A 16,454-nucleotide genomic window follows, 5' to 3' on the forward strand; every position below is an offset into this window, starting at 1 on the left:
TTTCGGTGTACTGTGCTTGCTTGCCACATTACCCCGCTGCCGACAAATGTATGCGGCGAACACATGGAGAAAACCGCGCTTATTCCCGATTTAACAGCTCGCGCGGACTATGGCCCGGCATCGGGAGATTCAAGGAGAAGATCAGCCGTTGAGCGTGAGAACGGCACTGGCTTTCTTGGCGTTCTCGTCGGCACTTTGCAGCAGCTTCATCTGCGTATCGAATTGCCGCGCCAGTGTGATCATGTTGACCATGGCTTCCACGGTATTGACGTTGCTGCCTTCCAGGCTGCCGCCGACCACGGTGACACCGGCATCAGCTTCGGCCGGGTTGCCGTCGCGTGTACGGAACAGGCCATCATCACCGCGCACCATCTGATCTTCCGGCGGATTGGTGAGTTTGAGACGTCCCACCGCGATCACGCCGTTCTTCTGGTTGGTGGTCGGCACGGTAGAGATGGTGCCGTCCTTGGCGATGGTGACTTGGGTATCGGGCGGGATGGAGAGCGGTCCGGCATCGCCCAGCACCGTCAGTCCAGTGCGAGTCTGCAACACGCCGTTGGGCGACATCTGAAAACTGCCATTGCGCGTGTAAGCCTCGTTGCCGTTGGCATCCTGCACCGCGATCCAGCCCTTGCCGTCCAACGCCACATCCAGTGCGCGCCCGGTCTGCTGCATCACGCCCGGGGTGAAGTCGGTGCCTGCTGTGGAATCGACCACGAAGACACGCGTCGGCAGACCTTCACCCTGCAAAGGCACACTGCGGAACGCATCGATGCTGGCGCGAAAGCCCGGCGTGTTGACGTTGGCCAGATTGTTCGACACCGTCGCCTGCTGATGCAGGATGTGGGTCGCCCCGGTCCCAGCGGTATAGATCAGTCTGTCCATATCATTCTCCCTCTAATACCTGGTTCCTAGATTCCGGCCTTAACGCAGGTTCACCAGCGTCTGCAGCACCTGATCCTGCGTCTTGATGGTCTGCGCATTGGCCTGATACACGCGTTGTGCGGTGATCATATTCACCAGTTCCGCGGTCAGGTCCACGTTGGAATCCTCCACCGCCGACGATTGCAACACCCCCAGACTGCTGGAACCCGGTGTGCCGACCAGCGGACCGCCGGAGGATGCCGTCTCCGCCCAGGCGTTGTTGCCCAGCGGCTGCAGTCCCTGCGGACTGGTGAAATTGGCGAGCACCACCTGAGCCAGTGCACGCGACTGACCGTTGGTATAACGACCGAGGATGGTGCCGTCTGAACTGGTGGAGAAGCCGCTCAGGCGGCCTGAGGCGAAGCCGTCCTGAGTCAGGGTGTTGACCCCGAAATTGCCCCCGAATTGCGATGTGCCTGCGAAATTGAATTTGATGGTCTGGCTGCCCGCGCTGGCCGGATTCACGACGCTCAACGTAGCTGCTGCACTGGTGGCGGTAGCAGCGGCAGATAGCGTGAACGTGTTCGCATCAACAATATTCGCGATCGTCGCCCCTGCCGGGATGCCCGGCCCACTGACTGCCGCGCCCACCAGCAAGCCCGTAGTGCTGGGGCCGGTCACAGTCGTACTGCCGTTGGTGACACCTGCCCCCACCAAGGAGATGGGCGCAGGTACCGGATCAAAGCTCGCTGAAGTCACCGGCAAGGTGGGCGAAGTCAGCGCACCGCTGGTATTGAAGACCATCGAGGTAAGCGCCGTACCGGCTGCCGGTACCTGATTACCATCCACGGTCAAATAGGCACTCCAGTTGTTGGCTGCAGTCTTGGCGAAGAACATGGAAGCCACATGACTGGAACCCTGGCTGTCGTAGACCGTCAGCGAAGTCGAACTGTTATAGGTCTGCGGGTTGTTCGGATCGAACGGCGTGATGGTCGGCAACGCCATACGTGAATCCAGATTGAGGCCGACGGCGATGTTGGCGGTCGAATTCGGCGTCAAGTCGGCAGCGACAATCTGGATTGGTACTGGCTGGGCTGCGGTGATGATGCCGTTGTTCGCCAGATAACCCGATACCTGATGGCCTTGGCTATTCACGATGTAACCGTTCTTGTCGAGCTGAAACTGGCCGTTGCGCGTATAGGAGATCGAGCCATTCTGGTCCACCATGCGAAAGAAACCCTGGCCGCTGATGGCCGTATCCATGCTGTTGGAGGTGTTGGTGATATTGCCTTGGGTGAACTGCTGCGCCACGTTGGCGATCTTCACGCCGGTACCCACTTGCACCGCGCCCGATCCGGCCAGCGATGTCGCGTAAAGGTCGGCGAACTGCGCCTGCGATTGTTTGAAGCCGATGGTGTTGGCGTTCGCCACGTTGTTGCCGATCGTATCCAGATGCTTGGCAGATGCGTTCAGGCCACTCAATCCTTGTTGAAAACTCATGACGTCCTCCCTTTACAAGATTTTTCTGATGGTATGCAGGCCGACTTCGCCCTGATCACCGATATTGACTGTGACACCGCTGCTCGACTGCGCCACGCTGTTGACCAGACCATAGGACAGCGTGGTGACGTCGCTCTTCTTGCCGCTCAGTTCCGAAACGGCCGTGAAGGTATATTTCCCATCCGCCGCCGTGCTACCGGTATCGGTCATGCCGTCCCAACTGAAATCGACGACGCCGGACTCTTGTGCGCCCAGATGAAGGGTGCGCACCATCGCGCCGGCAGCATTGGTGATCTGCACCGTGACTTTGTCTGCCGGTTGCGCCAGCTCGACACCGCCATAGGCGTTCCCGTTGGCCAGGTCCATGCCGTCGCCGTCGGTGAGCGCCACATGGCCGATCATGGAAACGGCTTGCAGGGACTGGCTGGCCAGCATGCTGCTACTGAGCGCCTGCACGGTCGAATTCAACTTGTCGATGCCGGTCACCGTGGAAAGCTGCGCCATCTGCGAAGTGACCTGCGCGTTATCCATAGGATTGAGCGGATCCTGGTTCTTCATCTGCGTGACCAGCAGTTTGAGGAAACGATCCTGCGTCGCGCCGATGTCGGTGGACGACGCGGCGAGCGAAGAAGTGGCTGAGATTCCCGACGTGCTGCTGTTTACTGAGTCAACCATGATCTATCTCCTTATTGGCCGATGGTGAGCGTCTTCATCAGCATCGACTTGGACGTGTTCAATACATCTACATTGTTCTGGTAGGACCGCGAAGCCGAGATCATGTTCACCATCTCGTCAACGGGATTCACATTGGGCATCTCCACATAGCCTTCGGCATTGGCCATCGGGTGCTTAGGATCATATTGCATGCGCATCGGCGCATTGTCTTCCACCACGGCCGACACCTTGACCCCGGCACCGACCTGTCCCGCCTGCTGCGCGGTCTCGAACACCACCTGTTTCGCCCTGTATGCCTTGCCGTCCGGGCCGGTGGTGCTGTCCGCGTTGGCCAGGTTGCTGGCCACCACGTTGAGCCGCTGCGCTTGTGCCGACATGGCGGAACCGGCGATATTGAACACATTGAACAATGACATGATCAGTCCTCCTAGTTCTGTAATGCGGCCAGCACGTCCTTGGCCTTGCCGCTGACGAAGCGCACGCTCGCCTCATAGCGCATCGCGTTGTCGGCGAACTGCGCGCGTTCCACATCCATATCCACTGTGTTGCCGTCCGCACTCGGCTGTACCGGCACGCGATACTGCACCGGCGCACCCATCACCGTCTCACCCGTGTCGTCGCCGGACAGATGCTTGGCGGCGGTCGCCTCCAGTTGCAGCGTGGCGCTCGTGCCGCCCAGCGCCCCTTTCAGCGCGCTGGAGAAATCGATGTCCCTCGCCTTGTAGTTCGGCGTATCCGCATTGGCGATGTTGGACGCGATCAGTTCCTGCCGCGCGGCGCGCAGGTTCAGCGCCACTTGATGGAACTGGAACATTTCGTCTATTCTGCCGCCCATGGTGAGCACCCTGCCTTTCCTGACTACTTTTGTGATGGCTAGCATACTAGTACCGGGGTTTTCCATCCAATCGAACGATTAAGGGTAAAAACCCGTTCTATTTCCCCCCTTCGGCCTCCCCCCAAAAGATGACAATGCAGCCATGAACAAACGGCTGGCATCTCTATTCTTACTGATCAGTTACCTGTGGGGCGGCGCGGCGCTGGCTGCGCCGCAGCAGAGCCATGCCGCCATCCGTGCCGCCGCCCTCGCCTACGCGCAGGCGCAAAGCCGTGATCTGCCGGGCGAAGTCCGTATAGAAGTCACGGCTATCGACCGCCGCCTCAAGCTTGAGCCCTGCGACAAGCTGCAAGCCTTTCTGCCCGCCGGCGCAAAACTGATCGGCAAGACCAGTATCGGAGTGCGGTGCACGACCCAGCCCGGCTGGCGCGTGTTCCTGCAAACCGACATCAAAGTCACGGCAGATCTGCTGGTCGCCAGCCGGCCGTTGGCGCAAGGCACAGTGTTGAGTGCTGCCGACCTCAGTCCGCAACGCGGCGAACTGGGCCGTCCCGGCCTCATCACCGCCCCGGAACAAGCCATCGGCAAGACCCTCAAGTTCGCCATCGGTGCCGGCCAACTGCTGCGGCAGGATATGCTGCGCGCACCGTTGCTCATCCGCCAGGGGCAGTCCGTCACCCTGCGCGCGCACGGCAACGGTTTTGTGGTCAGTCAGCAAGGTATCGCTCTGAACGATACCGAGGAAGGAGAGATGGTGCGCATCCGCACCGCCACATCCCAGGTCATCACGGCCAGGACGGTGGCCGAAGGCATGGCTGAAGTGCGACCATGACACAGTGGGGCGGAGCCCTCCGGTGCTGGAGTGGTCGCATTGCACCTCCTCCCGCAAACGGCTGGTTCCGCCAGTAACGTGTCGGAGGTGCGCCCCTGAACCGACTGAAAAATATATTTCGGAAAAATGCTAAAGTTTTTGCATTCGGCACCGATACAACAGACAATCGAACCAGAATAGTTGGAGTCCTACCATGAAGATCGACAACACCAAACCTGTCACCGGCAATCTGGGCGAAGCCACTGCCCGCACGCCTGCCGCAAAAAATGGCAGCCACAGCCCAGCCCCCGCAGGCGATCAGGGCACCAGCGTGCATCTGGGCACCTCTACCGCCCAGTTGCGCAGTCTGGAAAGCAGCGTCGCCAGCGCGCAGGTGGTAGATGCGCAGAAAGTCGCCGAGATCAAACAAGCCATCAGCGAAGGCCGCTTCCAGGTCAACGCCGGTGCGGTCGCCGACGGCCTGCTCAAGACCGTGAACGACCTTATCAGCGCGAGCCAGCGTTGAACGCAGCCGAGATAAAGACCCGATTGACCGCAGAGCGCACCGCGCTGCAGGCCTTTATCGGCCTGCTCGAACGTGAGCAACAGATCCTGCTCTCCCCCGACACCGAACCCCTGCTCGACCTCGCCAACGAAAAGACCCGCGCCGCCGAAGCGCTCACGGCACTCGTCAAGGATCGCGCGCAATATATAGCCGCCGGGCCGGGCAAGGTCGAAGCATGGCTGCGCAGCAATGCCGCCGTCGCAGTCGACGTGTGGAAAGACATCCAGAAGATGGGCACGCAAGCGCAACAGATGAACAAGACCAACGGCGAACTGATACAAGTGCGTATGCGCTACAACCAGCAGGCCGTGCAAGCCCTGCTCGGCGCGTCCGAACAGACCGCCGGACTTTACGACACAAAAGGCAAGACCAACATGCCCGGCACCGGGCGCACGCTGGGCAGCGGCTAACAGGCTAAAGCTCGTTGTACTTCTTCGCACTGCCTTTTGCTTTATGCGCGGGATACTTCTCCGCGTTCTTCGCGATCTTCTCCAGCACCACCTGCTTCACATCCAGCTTGTAATGTTCCGCCAGTAGCAAGGCATAGGCCAGCACATCGGCAAGTTCCTCGCGCACGCGCGACCCGTCCGCTTCTCCATGCGCCTTCCACAGATAACATTCCTGTAGTTCGCCCGCCTCGATGGAGAGAGCGGCCGCCAGGTCTTTTGGGTTATGGAACTGCGCCCAGTCGCGCTCGTCGCGGAAGTGGATGAGTGCCTCGGTGATCTCGGCGATGTCGCCCTTGTGTTCGCTCATATTGCGATCCTGTCGAATAGAAAGATTCAGGTACCGATGATACCGCCCGCCTGCCTCAGGCGCGCCAGCGTATCCTGCCGGTAGAACTGCACCAGTTGCCCATACACTGCCGGATATTCCGCTTGCAGCACATGCGGTGCTTCGAAGAAATACTCGGACAGCACCGCGAAACATTCCGCCGGCCCCTCCGTCGCATACGGATCGATCTGCGTCACTTCGCCGCCGTCCACGCGGCGACACAGATTATCGTAAGCCGCCAGCCACACCTCCGCCCACGCAGCCGGGTCCATCCCCGCATGCAGCGGCGGCCTGCCATTCGCCTCGCCGTTGCGCATGTCCAGTTTGTGCGCGAACTCGTGGATCACCACGTTGAAGCCCTCGCCACGACCCGACCCCTGCACATCCTGCCAGGAAAGCACCAGCGGCCCGCCCGCCATCGCCTCCCCGCTACGCGCATGGCGCACATGATGCACCACGCCCGTCTCATCCATCTGCTCGCCGTCGTACACGAACTCGCCCGGGTAGACCACCACTTCGACCCAGCCTGCGTACCAGCCCTCCTCCAGATCCAACACCGGCAGCACGGCGAACGCCGCGATGGTCGTCGCCATCGCGGCATCCATCTCCAGCCCGCCCGCGCCCGAGAACGCCTTGTCTGCCAACAGCCCCTGCGCCAGTCCGTACAAGCGCAGACGCGCCGCTTCATCCAGCCCATCGAACACCGGCAAGGCCATCGCCACCCGCCACGCTGCCTCGTCCAGCGCATACGCACCGCGTCCGCTGTCGAACAGGCTGGCCAGCAGGTCGAGCGGATTCAAACTCGTTCCGGTGTCACGCATCGCAGCTCACCGCTCATTTCGACTTGATCTCGGTCGCCGCGACATGACATACCGGCAAGCCCTGACGCTTGCCTTTGACATGAATGGTGAACAGGTCGCCGAATGCGAACTCCGGGTGGCGCGCCACATCGACCGCATCCATCAAAGTCTGGCTGATCAGGATGGCACCGGGATTGCAATTCTTTTCGATGCGCGACGCGGTGTTAACCACATCACCTATCGCCGTCCAATCCAATCTTTCCGCCGTCCCCACATTGCCGATGACGACCTCGCCCCAATGTATGCCGATGCGCAGACTGAGTGCATCCTGCCCGGCGCGTGAGCGCAGACCGTTGATATCGGCAGCATGCTTTTGCATATCGATAGCGGCGGCGATGGCATCCGCCGGATCCATGAAGATGGCCATCACGCTATCGCCCATGAACTTGTCGATATAGCCGCGATTCCGCCGCACCGAGCCGGACACGCGGCGCAAGATGGTGTTGAGTGTGTTGATGATGGATTCGCTGCTGGCGTTGCTTTCCACGAAGGAGGTAAAGCCCACGATGTCGCAGAACAGCACGGCAATCTCGCACTCCTCGTTGATCAGCTTCGACTTGCCCAACTGCACCGCTTCGCGCGCCTTCTCCTCCACCATCTGCGGCACATAGTTGCGCGTGATGTTGTGTATGCGCGCCTCGCTCAGGATGGAGCCTTCACCCAGATGGGTGGTGCCTTCGTCCAGCGACACGATCTGCCACAGCGAGTGGATGGTCGCATCCGCATCACGATAGCCGCTCACATTGAACAGCGCCGTCACGCCCTCCTCCCCGTGCAGATAGACGCGCGTACGGTAGTTCTCGAACACACCGCCCTCGCCGGTCAGCGCCAAGCCCCATATCACATCGTTATAGAAGTTGAACGGAATGGACGTACACAGGTCGGCGATGGCCGCAGCCTCGGCAGGCAGGCGCATGCTGTCCAGCATGGCGCGCGACACGGCGATGACTTCGCCCGCACTGGAGAAACGGATGAGGCCGTAGCCCAGCTTGTTGCAGATGTGCTGCATGCTACCTTGGCTGGCGGCGTCATCCAGCAGCACGCCGCTGCGTGCTGAGGCCGGATCGGGGGATGCCTGCTCCAGCGCATAGATGCAGGCAGTCGAACCTTGCACCGGCTGGGCCTGTTGCCAGCGCAAGCCCAGCGCATCGACCAGCCCCTGTGTGCCGCACTGCGAGACATCCCACGCCACGGGCACGGCGATAGACAGGATGTAGCCGCCCTGTTGCGGGAAACCGATCTGCACGTGCTGGCCGTTGTCTTTGCAGTATTGCGCGATGTTCTGCGATCCGTGCTCTCCCACCTCGGCATTGAACAATGCTTCCAGGTCTGCGGCATTGCTGCCGGTCACCATGCCGAACTCATCCTCGGCCAAACGCCTGAAAGCCTCGAAGTGCATCGCACGCACGGCCATATCTACCGCGTCATGCAGCAGCAACATGACGGGGATAGCCAGACGCGCCAGACCCAGTCTAGCTAGCGAAGGCTCAAGCTGTGCCTTCAGGCCCGGCCAGATGCCGTGCTCCAGAGAAGTCACCGAGATATTGCGGGTGGTTTGTGCGGATGTTTCAGTCATGCTAGATATTCATGCACAGCCGGTAGATCTCGGACTCTCTCAATTCGGCGATGAACTCGTCCTGCAGCAGACTATCGCATAGCGCATCGTCCAGACCGAATGCCTGCAGTCTCGCCCTTCTGACTTCGGGCGCCTCTATCTCTCTGGCACCGATGCCCGCCGACTTGAGCAATGCATTGGCCGCTATCAGGCTGGTCGATATGGCGTCGGCCCCTTCTGCATGCGACAGCTCGGCACCCATATAGGCATTGAACCGATCCGGCAAACGCCATTCCTTGACCGCCTCCGCGCCCACCTGGAAATGATCGAAGCCGAAGAATCTCTGCTCGGCCTGAGCACTGCTGCAGTTGTTCTCGAACATATACTCGAACACCCGCTGATACATGTCCGGATGTTGCGTGAACATCAGCACCTTGCCGATGTCATGCATCAGACCCGCGATGAAAGCCTCATCGCCATTTTTGTTGTCTCCCAGACTCTGACAGATACGCTGGCTGGCGATCGCGGTCAGCAACGAGTGCTGCCAGATGTGCAAACGGAAAGCCTCATGCCGGGTCTCGGAGAACAAGGAGCGGCTGAATGCCAGCAAGGCGAGCGAACGCAGCACGCTGTAGCCCAGCAGGCTGATCGCCAGCGGAATAGTGCCCACCTTGTTGCCGCGACTGTACAGCGGCGAATTGACGACTCTGAGCACCAGCGACGCCACACCCTGATCGGCGCCGATCAGGTCGTCCAGTCGCTGGAAATATTCGCTGGATTCAATATCGAGATTGATGATGTCGGAGATGACACCCGCCTGCACCGGCACACTCTTGAAGTCGATCTTGCCTCGAATCATATTCAGAAATGACACATCCAGGGTTGTTCGGACCGGGCCATTCTACCGAGTTGCGCCAAGAAGGTTAGCGGATGTGTGGCGCCTGCGTGTCCACCGCGCCGCACCAAGTGAAAACGGCACCCCAAGCGGGGTGCCGTTCATGTGAGCTTGCCACGACATACTGCGCGATCACCAACCCGATTCACGCTCCGGTGTTGCGCTGATCTTGTGGATGGATAGGTCGGCACCGTTGAACTCTTCTTCCTTGTCGAGGCGGATGCCCACCAGTTTCTTGATGACGCCATAGACCACGATGCCTCCGGCCAACGCGATGCCGATGCCCATCAGCGTGCCGATCAGTTGCGACATGAAGCTGACACCGCCCAAGCCGCCCAGCGCTTTCATTCCGAAGATGCCGGCGGCGATGCCGCCCCATGCGCCGCACAGGCCGTGCAGCGGCCACACGCCGAGCACATCGTCGATCTTCCAGCGGTTCTGCGTGAGGGTGAACATGATGACGAACAACGCGCCGGCCACGCCGCCGACGATGAGCGCGCCCATCGGGTGCATGAGGTCGGAGCCGGCACACACGGCGACCAGTCCGGCCAGCGGGCCGTTATGCACGAAGCCGGGGTCGTTCTTGCCCAGCCACAGCGCGGTGAGCGTGCCGCCGACCATGGCCATCAGCGAGTTGACCGCGACCAGGCCGCTGATGCCGGTGATGGTCTGTGCGCTCATCACGTTGAAGCCGAACCAGCCCACGGTGAGGATCCATGCGCCCAGTGCCAGGAAGGGGATGCTGGAAGGCGGGTGTGCAGAGATACGGCCTTCCTTGGTGTAACGACCGTGGCGTGCGCCGAGCAACAACACAGCAGCCAAGCCTATCCAGCCACCGACGGCATGCACCACCACGGAACCGGCGAAGTCGTGGAAGCCGGCACCGAAGCTGGCCTTCAGCCAATCCTGCACACCATAGGCACCGTTCCAGGCTATACCTTCAAAGAAGGGATAGACAAAACCGACCAGCAGGAAGGTGGCAGCCAGTTGTGGGTTGAAACGCGCGCGCTCGGCGATACCGCCGGAGACGATGGCGGGAATGGCGGCGGCAAAGGTCATCAGGAAGAAGAACTTGACCAAATCGTAGCCGTTGCGTTGCGCCAGTTCTTCCGCGCCAACAAAAAAACTCACGCCATAGGCGATGCCGTAGCCGATGAAGAAATAGGCGATGGTGGAGACGGCGAGATCGCTCAATATCTTCACCAGCGCGTTCACCTGGTTCTTCTTGCGTACCGTGCCGAGTTCCAGAAAGGCGAAACCCGCGTGCATCGCGAGCACCATGATGGCACCGAGCAGGATGAAAAGTGCATCACTACTGACCTTGAGTTCTTCCATGACATTCTCCGAAAAAGTGCGAAACGCGGTTACGCATGCAAGCACTGTGCCAGCTCACACAGCAACTGATTCATAAGTGTTTTTTATTAAATGCAACCCTAAACAAAGGATTACACACACCAATACAGTGCGCACCGCACCAAATCGATGCCTTATTACGGTGCGCACCAGCCCTCGTTTAGCACTTTTTCCAGCCAGAACAGGCCAACGATGGTTTTGCTGTCGGTGATCTTTCCCGCCCGTATCCATTCCATGGCTTCTTCCAGCGACAACTCGAACACTTCCAGAAACTCACCCTCATCCAATTTGCTGCCCTGATGGGTCAGTCCGCGCGCGATGAAGTATTCCATGCGTTCGTCGGAGTAGCCGATGCAGGGCGCGGCGGTAGTGAGGTGCGTCCACTCGCTGGCGACATAGCCGGTCTCTTCCAGCAGTTCGCGCTGCGCGGTGACGAGAATGTCTTCGCCCGCGTCGATCTTGCCCGCAGGCAATTCGATGAAATCGCAATGCCAGGGATAGCGGTGCTGCCGTTCCATCAACAGCTTGCCGTTGTCGAGTATGGCCAGCATGGCGACCGCGCCGGGATGGGTGAGATATTCGCGCGTGCTGGTGCTGCCGTCCGGCAGTTGCACATCGTCCTTCAACACCGTTAGGAATCCGCCTTCATACATCACACGGCTGTCGAGTTTCTTTTCGGTCAGGTCCATGCCTAGTCTCTCTTTCGATACGGGATAGCATCCCTAAAATGAAAACTCCCGCCGTGGCGGGAGTTTTCGTCGATCCGTTCGTCGATCCGTTCGCCGATCAGGGCAGCAGCAAGGACTGCTGCACCGAAGCCGCGCAGATCGCCATCAGCGTATTGGGCATGATGCCGAGCATCAGCACCGCCAGACCGTTGATGGAGACGAGCAGCGTGCTGTCCGGCTGCATGTAGAGCTTCTCGTGGCTTTCCGGTGCGTCGAAGTACATCAGCTTGACGACGCGCAGGTAATAGAAGGCACCGATCAGCGAGAAGATCACCGCCGCGATGACCAGCGTCAGATGACCCGCTTGCAGCGCCGCGTTCAGCACCGAGAACTTGGCGTAGAAGCCGACGGTCGGCGGTACACCCGCCATGGAGAACATCAGCAGCAGCATCATGAACGCGAGCCACGGGCTGCGCTGGTTGAGGCCCTTGAAGTCGTTCAGGTTGTCGGCCTCGAAACCCTCGCGCGACAGCAGCATGATCATGCCGAAGCCGCCCAGCGTCATCAGCACATAGATCACCGCATAGAACATGGCGGAACTGTAGCCGTCCAGCGTGCCGCTCAACACCCCCAGCAACAGGAAGCCCATGTGCGCGATGGTCGAATAGGCGAACATGCGCTTGATGTTGGTCTGCGCGATGGCGGTGATGTTACCAACACCCATCGACAACACGGCCAGCACAGCCAGCATGCCGGCCCAGTGGATCATCATCGGTTGCAGTGCCTCAACCAGGATACGCATCACAAAAGCGAAGGCGGCCAGTTTGGGCGCGGTACCGATGAACATGGTCATCGCGGTCGGCGCACCGTGGTACACGTCGGGCACCCACATGTGGAACGGCACGGCACCCAGCTTGAAAGCGAGGCCGGCGACCAGGAAGGCCAGACCGAACACCAGCAGCATGTCGTTGCCCTGCCCCGCCTTGATCACATTGGAAATGGTCTGAATATCCAGCGAACCGGTGCCGCCGTAGATCATGGACATGCCGTACAGCAGGAAGCCGGAAGCCATCGCGCCGAGGATGAAATATTTCATCGCGGACTCGCTCGCCACGGCGGAGTCGCGCTGCAAAGCGACCAGCGCATACATGCTCAGCGCCAGCACTTCCAGACCGATGTACAGCGTGACGAAGTTACTGGCCGAGATCATCACCAGCATACCCAGCGTGGAGGTCAGCGTCAGCGACAGGAGCTCACCGGTGAACAGACCGCGCACGATCAGGTAGCTGCGCGAATAGACCAGCATCATGGACACCGACAGATAGGTCAGCAGCTTGAGCACGTCGGACATCAGGTCGTCCACGAACATGCCGGTGAACAGGTGGGCGACGCCGGTGGTGTGCGTGGCGACCGTGATCAGCGAACAACCGAGCAGCGTCACCTGGGTCAGCAGATAGGTGACGGTACGTGTCTGGCTGGGCAGCAGCGAGTCGACGATCATGATGACGCAGATCATGCACAGCAGGAAGATCTCGGCGTAGGCAGGAAACAATGTGGAGATGTAACTCATAACTTCCTCTTAGATTTTGGAGCGTGCCATGTGCACCAGCAGATCGTTCACCGAAGCGTGCATGATCTCGGACAAGGGCAGCGGGTACAGACCCATCACCAGTACTGTGATCGCCAGCACTGCCATGAGCAGAATCTCGCGCGCACCGATGTCATGCAGATGGCGCACATGGTCGTTGGCGACCGCGCCGAACACCACGCGCTTGTACATCCACAGCGTGTAGGCGGCACCGAACACCAGCGTGGTGGCGGCCGCGAAGCCGTACCAGAAGTTGACCTTCACCGCGCCGAGGATGACCATGAACTCACCGACGAAACCGGAAGTGCCCGGCAGGCCGCTGTTGGCCATGGCGAACAGCATGAAGAAGGCGGCGAACACCGGCATGGTGTTGGCCACGCCGCCGTAATCCACGATCTGGCGCGAGTGCACGCGGTCGTACATCACGCCGATACACAGGAACAATGCGCCGGACACGAAACCGTGCGAGATCATTTGCAGCAACGCGCCTTCCATACCGTAGGCGTTGAAGATGAACAGGCCGAGGGTGACGAAGCCCATGTGCGAGATGGACGAGTAAGCCACCAGCTTCTTCATGTCGGACTGCGCCAAAGCGACCAGACCGATATACACCACCGCGATCAGCGACAGCGTGACCATCAGCCATGCCAGCTCATGGCTGGCGTCCGGCGCGATCGGCATGGAGAAGCGGATGAAACCGTAAGCCCCCACCTTCAGCATGATCGCGGCCAGCACCACGGAACCGCCGGTGGGCGCTTCCACGTGCGCATCCGGCAACCAGGTATGCAAGGGAAACATCGGCACCTTCACGGCGAAGGCCATGAAGAAGGCGATGAAGATCAGGATCTGCGCGGTCATGCCCAGCGGCAGTTGATGGTAGTCGAGTATCTCGAAACTGCCGGACTGGAAGTACAGATACAGCAGCGCCACCAGCATCAACAACGATCCAAGCAGGGTGTAGAGGAAGAACTTGATCGCCGCATACACGCGGTTGGGACCGCCCCACACACCGATGATGAGGAACATCGGAATCAGCATCGCTTCCCAGAACACATAGAACAGCACGGCGTCCAGCGCGGCAAACACACCGTTGATCAGTCCGGACATGATGAGGAAGCAGGCCATGTATTGCGCCACGCGTTTCTCGATCACCTTCCAGCCGGCGATCACCACGATCACGGTGAAGAAGGCGTTGAGCAGGATCAGCAGCATGGAGATGCCGTCCACACCGAGGTGGTAATGGATATTGAACTGGGTGATCCAGTTCTTCATCTCGACGAACTGCATGGCGCTGGTCATGCGGTCGAAACCGGTATACAGCGGGATGGTCACCAGCAAACCAAGCACGGCACCGACCAGCGCGATGATGCGCGCCAGCGATGCATTGCGGTCGTTGCCCGTGGCCAGCACCAGTACGCCGAAGACGATGGGCAACCAGATGACGACGCTTAACAGTGGGTATCCGAAAATCATGCTTGTTCCTTCTGTTCTTCTCTAGTGTTGCCTTATTAGAACCAGGTGCGCACGGTCAGCAACAGCGACACACCGAGGATCATCCAAAACGCGTAGTGATAGACGTAGCCGGTCTGGAATCCGCGCAGCACGCCGGAGAACATCCCCACCATCTTCGCGGAACCGTTGACGAAGAAGCCGTCGATCAGCTTCACATCACCGAACTTCCACAACGCGCGGCTCGCACCGCGTACCCCGCCGGCGAAGAACCAGTCGTTGAAACGATCGAAGTAGTATTTCTCGTCCAGCAAGGTATAGATGAAGCTGAACCGCTTCTGAATGGCGGCCGGGATGGCCGGGTTCTTCATGTAGAAGTACCACGCGCTCGCGACACCGGCCACGGCCAGCCAGAGCGGCAAGGTGGTCAGAGCATGCAGCGTCATGGCGAATGCGCCGTGGAACTCTTCGCGCAACTCATGCATGGCCGGGTGATGCTCGGCGATGAACACCGCGTCGCCGAAGTAGCCGCCGAACAGCATCGGCTCGATGGCGATGTAGCCGATCAGCACCGACGGAATAGCCAGCAGGATCAGCGGCAAGGTCACCACCCACGAAGTCTCGTGCGGCTTCTGTCCCGGCGCCAGTCCGTGATGGTGCGCGTCGTGTCCGTGGTCATCATGGCCGTGCGCTTCCTTGCCGAAGCGCTCCTCGCCGTGGAACACGAGGAAGTACATACGGAAGGAATAGAAAGCGGTGACGAATACGCCCGCGACTACGGCGAAGTAGGCGAAGTCCGAACCCGGCAGGTTGGAAAGTCCGACCGCTTCGATGATGCTGTCCTTGGAATAGAAGCCGGAGAAGAACGGCGTGCCGATCAGCGCCAGCGAACCGATCAGCGAGGTGATCCAAGTTATCGGCATGTACTTCTTCAGGCCGCCCATGTTGCGGATGTCCTGATCGTGGTGCATGGCGATGATCACGCTACCTGCGGCAAGGAACAACAGCGCTTTGAAGAAGGCGTGCGTCATCAGGTGGAACACCGCCACCGAGTAAGCCGAGGCACCCAGTGCCACCGTCATGTAGCCGAGCTGCGACAACGTGGAATACGCCACCACGCGCTTGATGTCGTTCTGGATGATGCCGAGGAAGCCCATGAACAGCGCGGTGATCGCGCCGATGATCATCACAAACGACAGTGCGGTGTCGGACAGTTCGAACAGCGGCGACATGCGCGCCACCATGAAGATACCGGCGGTCACCATGGTCGCGGCGTGGATCAGCGCGGAGATCGGCGTCGGGCCTTCCATCGAATCCGGCAGCCACACATGCAACGGGAACTGCGCGGACTTGCCCATCGCGCCGATGAACAGCAGGATGCAGATGGCGGTCAGCAGGTTCCATGTCACGCCGGGGATGGGCGCGATATCGTTGGCATAGTTCTGCGCATTGGCGAACACGGCGGCGTAGTCCAGCGTGCCGAACACCATCAGCACCAGCGCGATGCCGAGCAGGAAGCCGAAGTCTCCAACGCGGTTGACCAGAAAGGCTTTCAGGTTGGCGTAGATCGCGGTCGGCTTGGTGTACCAGAAACCGATCAGCAGATAGGACACCAGACCCACGGCCTCCCAGCCGAAGAACAGTTGCATGAAGTTGTTGGCCATCACCAGCATCAGCATGGAGAAGGTGAACAGCGAGATGTAACTGAAAAAGCGCTGGTAACCCGGATCTTCCGCCATGTAACCGATGGTGTAGATATGCACCATCAGCGATACGAAGGTCACCACCAGCATCATCATCACGGTCAGTTTGTCGATCAGGAAACCGACCTGAAAGCTGGTGTCGCCCGAGGTCAGCCAGGTGTAGACCGGGCCGTTGAATGTGTTGCCCGCCATCACGTCCTGGAAGATTGCGACCGAGGCCGCGAAGGAGACGCCGACCAGCGCGATGGTGATGCGATGCGACCAGGTGCGTCCCAGCACTTTGCCGAACAGGCCCGCCGCGATCGCGCCGACCAGCGGCGCAAGGGGAACGATCAGATACAGAGTGTGCATGTCCATCA

17 protein-coding genes are annotated in these 16,454 nt (G+C 60.0%); 3 read left to right on the forward strand and 14 right to left on the reverse strand.

The features are described 5' to 3' along the window. Nucleotides 1-141 precede the first annotated feature (141 nt). Genes flgF through flgB form a run of 5 tightly spaced genes read right to left on the reverse strand, consistent with a single transcriptional unit; the run spans nt 142 to nt 3,874 of the window. Entirely contained in the window at nt 142-885 is a 744-nt protein-coding gene (gene flgF, locus ACYCZ5_RS06490) for a flagellar basal-body rod protein FlgF (protein ID WP_461543979.1), read from the reverse strand. A 39-nt stretch (nt 886-924) separates the two neighbouring features. Beyond that, nucleotides 925-2,364 (reverse strand): flagellar hook protein FlgE, encoded by a 1,440-nt coding sequence (gene flgE / locus ACYCZ5_RS06495; RefSeq protein WP_461543980.1) that lies wholly within the window; start codon nt 2,362-2,364, stop codon nt 925-927. A 12-nt stretch (nt 2,365-2,376) separates the two neighbouring features. Then, nucleotides 2,377-3,039, reverse strand: a complete 663-nt coding sequence (locus tag ACYCZ5_RS06500; protein WP_461543981.1) for a flagellar hook assembly protein FlgD — start codon at nt 3,037-3,039, stop codon at nt 2,377-2,379. Nucleotides 3,040-3,050: 11 nt separating this feature from the next. Then, entirely contained in the window at nt 3,051-3,455 is a 405-nt protein-coding gene (flgC, locus tag ACYCZ5_RS06505) for a flagellar basal body rod protein FlgC (protein ID WP_461543982.1), read from the reverse strand. Between the two features lie 11 nt (nt 3,456-3,466). Continuing rightward, entirely contained in the window at nt 3,467-3,874 is a 408-nt protein-coding gene (gene flgB / locus ACYCZ5_RS06510) for a flagellar basal body rod protein FlgB (RefSeq protein ID WP_461544167.1), read from the reverse strand. Nucleotides 3,875-4,016: 142 nt separating this feature from the next. Here flgB and flgA point away from each other — a divergent pair, with 142 nt between their 5' ends. From flgA to ACYCZ5_RS06525, 3 genes are all read left to right on the forward strand, one after another. Then, complete coding sequence (gene flgA, locus ACYCZ5_RS06515) at nt 4,017-4,706, forward strand: flagellar basal body P-ring formation chaperone FlgA (protein WP_461543983.1); 690 nt, start codon at nt 4,017-4,019, stop codon at nt 4,704-4,706. A 193-nt stretch (nt 4,707-4,899) separates the two neighbouring features. Next, nucleotides 4,900-5,211 (forward strand): flagellar biosynthesis anti-sigma factor FlgM, encoded by a 312-nt coding sequence (gene flgM / locus ACYCZ5_RS06520; protein WP_461543984.1) that lies wholly within the window; start codon nt 4,900-4,902, stop codon nt 5,209-5,211. Continuing rightward, nucleotides 5,208-5,660: a flagella synthesis protein FlgN gene (locus ACYCZ5_RS06525; RefSeq protein ID WP_461543985.1), complete on the forward strand. Its 453-nt coding sequence runs from the start codon at nt 5,208-5,210 to the stop codon at nt 5,658-5,660. The genes flgM and ACYCZ5_RS06525 overlap by 4 nt, the downstream gene beginning before the upstream one ends. A 4-nt stretch (nt 5,661-5,664) precedes the next feature. Here ACYCZ5_RS06525 and ACYCZ5_RS06530 read toward each other — a convergent pair whose 3' ends face one another. The 9 genes from ACYCZ5_RS06530 to nuoL form a co-directional block, all read right to left on the reverse strand. After that, nucleotides 5,665-6,006, reverse strand: a complete 342-nt coding sequence (locus tag ACYCZ5_RS06530) for a nucleotide pyrophosphohydrolase (protein ID WP_461543986.1) — start codon at nt 6,004-6,006, stop codon at nt 5,665-5,667. Nucleotides 6,007-6,032: 26 nt separating this feature from the next. After that, nucleotides 6,033-6,845 carry a M90 family metallopeptidase gene (locus ACYCZ5_RS06535; protein ID WP_461543987.1) on the reverse strand — a complete coding sequence of 271 codons (813 nt, stop codon included), beginning with the start codon at nt 6,843-6,845 and terminating at the stop codon, nt 6,033-6,035. Between the two features lie 13 nt (nt 6,846-6,858). Next, nucleotides 6,859-8,460 (reverse strand): adenylate/guanylate cyclase domain-containing protein, encoded by a 1,602-nt coding sequence (locus ACYCZ5_RS06540; protein WP_461543988.1) that lies wholly within the window; start codon nt 8,458-8,460, stop codon nt 6,859-6,861. A 1-nt stretch (nt 8,461) separates the two neighbouring features. Then, nucleotides 8,462-9,313: an HDOD domain-containing protein gene (locus ACYCZ5_RS06545; protein WP_461543989.1), complete on the reverse strand. Its 852-nt coding sequence runs from the start codon at nt 9,311-9,313 to the stop codon at nt 8,462-8,464. A 153-nt stretch (nt 9,314-9,466) separates the two neighbouring features. Then, nucleotides 9,467-10,669, reverse strand: coding sequence for an ammonium transporter (locus ACYCZ5_RS06550; protein ID WP_461543990.1), 1,203 nt, complete (start codon nt 10,667-10,669; stop codon nt 9,467-9,469). Between the two features lie 155 nt (nt 10,670-10,824). Then, nucleotides 10,825-11,376 carry an NUDIX domain-containing protein gene (locus ACYCZ5_RS06555; protein WP_461543991.1) on the reverse strand — a complete coding sequence of 184 codons (552 nt, stop codon included), beginning with the start codon at nt 11,374-11,376 and terminating at the stop codon, nt 10,825-10,827. A 97-nt stretch (nt 11,377-11,473) separates the two neighbouring features. Further along, entirely contained in the window at nt 11,474-12,925 is a 1,452-nt protein-coding gene (gene nuoN, locus ACYCZ5_RS06560; protein WP_461543992.1) for an NADH-quinone oxidoreductase subunit NuoN, read from the reverse strand. A 9-nt stretch (nt 12,926-12,934) separates the two neighbouring features. Beyond that, nucleotides 12,935-14,416: an NADH-quinone oxidoreductase subunit M gene (locus ACYCZ5_RS06565; protein ID WP_461543993.1), complete on the reverse strand. Its 1,482-nt coding sequence runs from the start codon at nt 14,414-14,416 to the stop codon at nt 12,935-12,937. Between the two features lie 35 nt (nt 14,417-14,451). Further along, nucleotides 14,452-16,452 (reverse strand): NADH-quinone oxidoreductase subunit L, encoded by a 2,001-nt coding sequence (gene nuoL, locus ACYCZ5_RS06570; RefSeq protein WP_461544168.1) that lies wholly within the window; start codon nt 16,450-16,452, stop codon nt 14,452-14,454. Between the last annotated feature and the right edge of the window lie 2 nt (nt 16,453-16,454).

The sequence above is a fragment of the Sideroxydans sp. genome, assembly GCF_054604835.1.

Excerpts from the sequence above, each read along its gene's own strand:
- flgF (WP_461543979.1), bottom strand. The coding sequence starts at position 885 with ATGGACAGACTGATCTATACCGCTGGGACCGGGGCGACCCACATCCTG.
- flgE (WP_461543980.1), bottom strand. The coding sequence starts at position 2,364 with ATGAGTTTTCAACAAGGATTGAGTGGCCTGAACGCATCTGCCAAGCAT.
- ACYCZ5_RS06500 (WP_461543981.1), bottom strand. The coding sequence starts at position 3,039 with ATGGTTGACTCAGTAAACAGCAGCACGTCGGGAATCTCAGCCACTTCT.
- flgC (WP_461543982.1), bottom strand. The coding sequence starts at position 3,455 with ATGTCATTGTTCAATGTGTTCAATATCGCCGGTTCCGCCATGTCGGCA.
- flgB (WP_461544167.1), bottom strand. The coding sequence starts at position 3,874 with ATGGGCGGCAGAATAGACGAAATGTTCCAGTTCCATCAAGTGGCGCTG.
- flgA (WP_461543983.1), top strand. The coding sequence starts at position 4,017 with ATGAACAAACGGCTGGCATCTCTATTCTTACTGATCAGTTACCTGTGG.
- flgM (WP_461543984.1), top strand. The coding sequence starts at position 4,900 with ATGAAGATCGACAACACCAAACCTGTCACCGGCAATCTGGGCGAAGCC.
- ACYCZ5_RS06530 (WP_461543986.1), bottom strand. The coding sequence starts at position 6,006 with ATGAGCGAACACAAGGGCGACATCGCCGAGATCACCGAGGCACTCATC.
- ACYCZ5_RS06535 (WP_461543987.1), bottom strand. The coding sequence starts at position 6,845 with ATGCGTGACACCGGAACGAGTTTGAATCCGCTCGACCTGCTGGCCAGC.
- ACYCZ5_RS06540 (WP_461543988.1), bottom strand. The coding sequence starts at position 8,460 with ATGACTGAAACATCCGCACAAACCACCCGCAATATCTCGGTGACTTCT.
- ACYCZ5_RS06550 (WP_461543990.1), bottom strand. The coding sequence starts at position 10,669 with ATGGAAGAACTCAAGGTCAGTAGTGATGCACTTTTCATCCTGCTCGGT.
- ACYCZ5_RS06555 (WP_461543991.1), bottom strand. The coding sequence starts at position 11,376 with ATGGACCTGACCGAAAAGAAACTCGACAGCCGTGTGATGTATGAAGGC.
- nuoN (WP_461543992.1), bottom strand. The coding sequence starts at position 12,925 with ATGAGTTACATCTCCACATTGTTTCCTGCCTACGCCGAGATCTTCCTG.
- ACYCZ5_RS06565 (WP_461543993.1), bottom strand. The coding sequence starts at position 14,416 with ATGATTTTCGGATACCCACTGTTAAGCGTCGTCATCTGGTTGCCCATC.
- nuoL (WP_461544168.1), bottom strand. The coding sequence starts at position 16,452 with ATGGACATGCACACTCTGTATCTGATCGTTCCCCTTGCGCCGCTGGTC.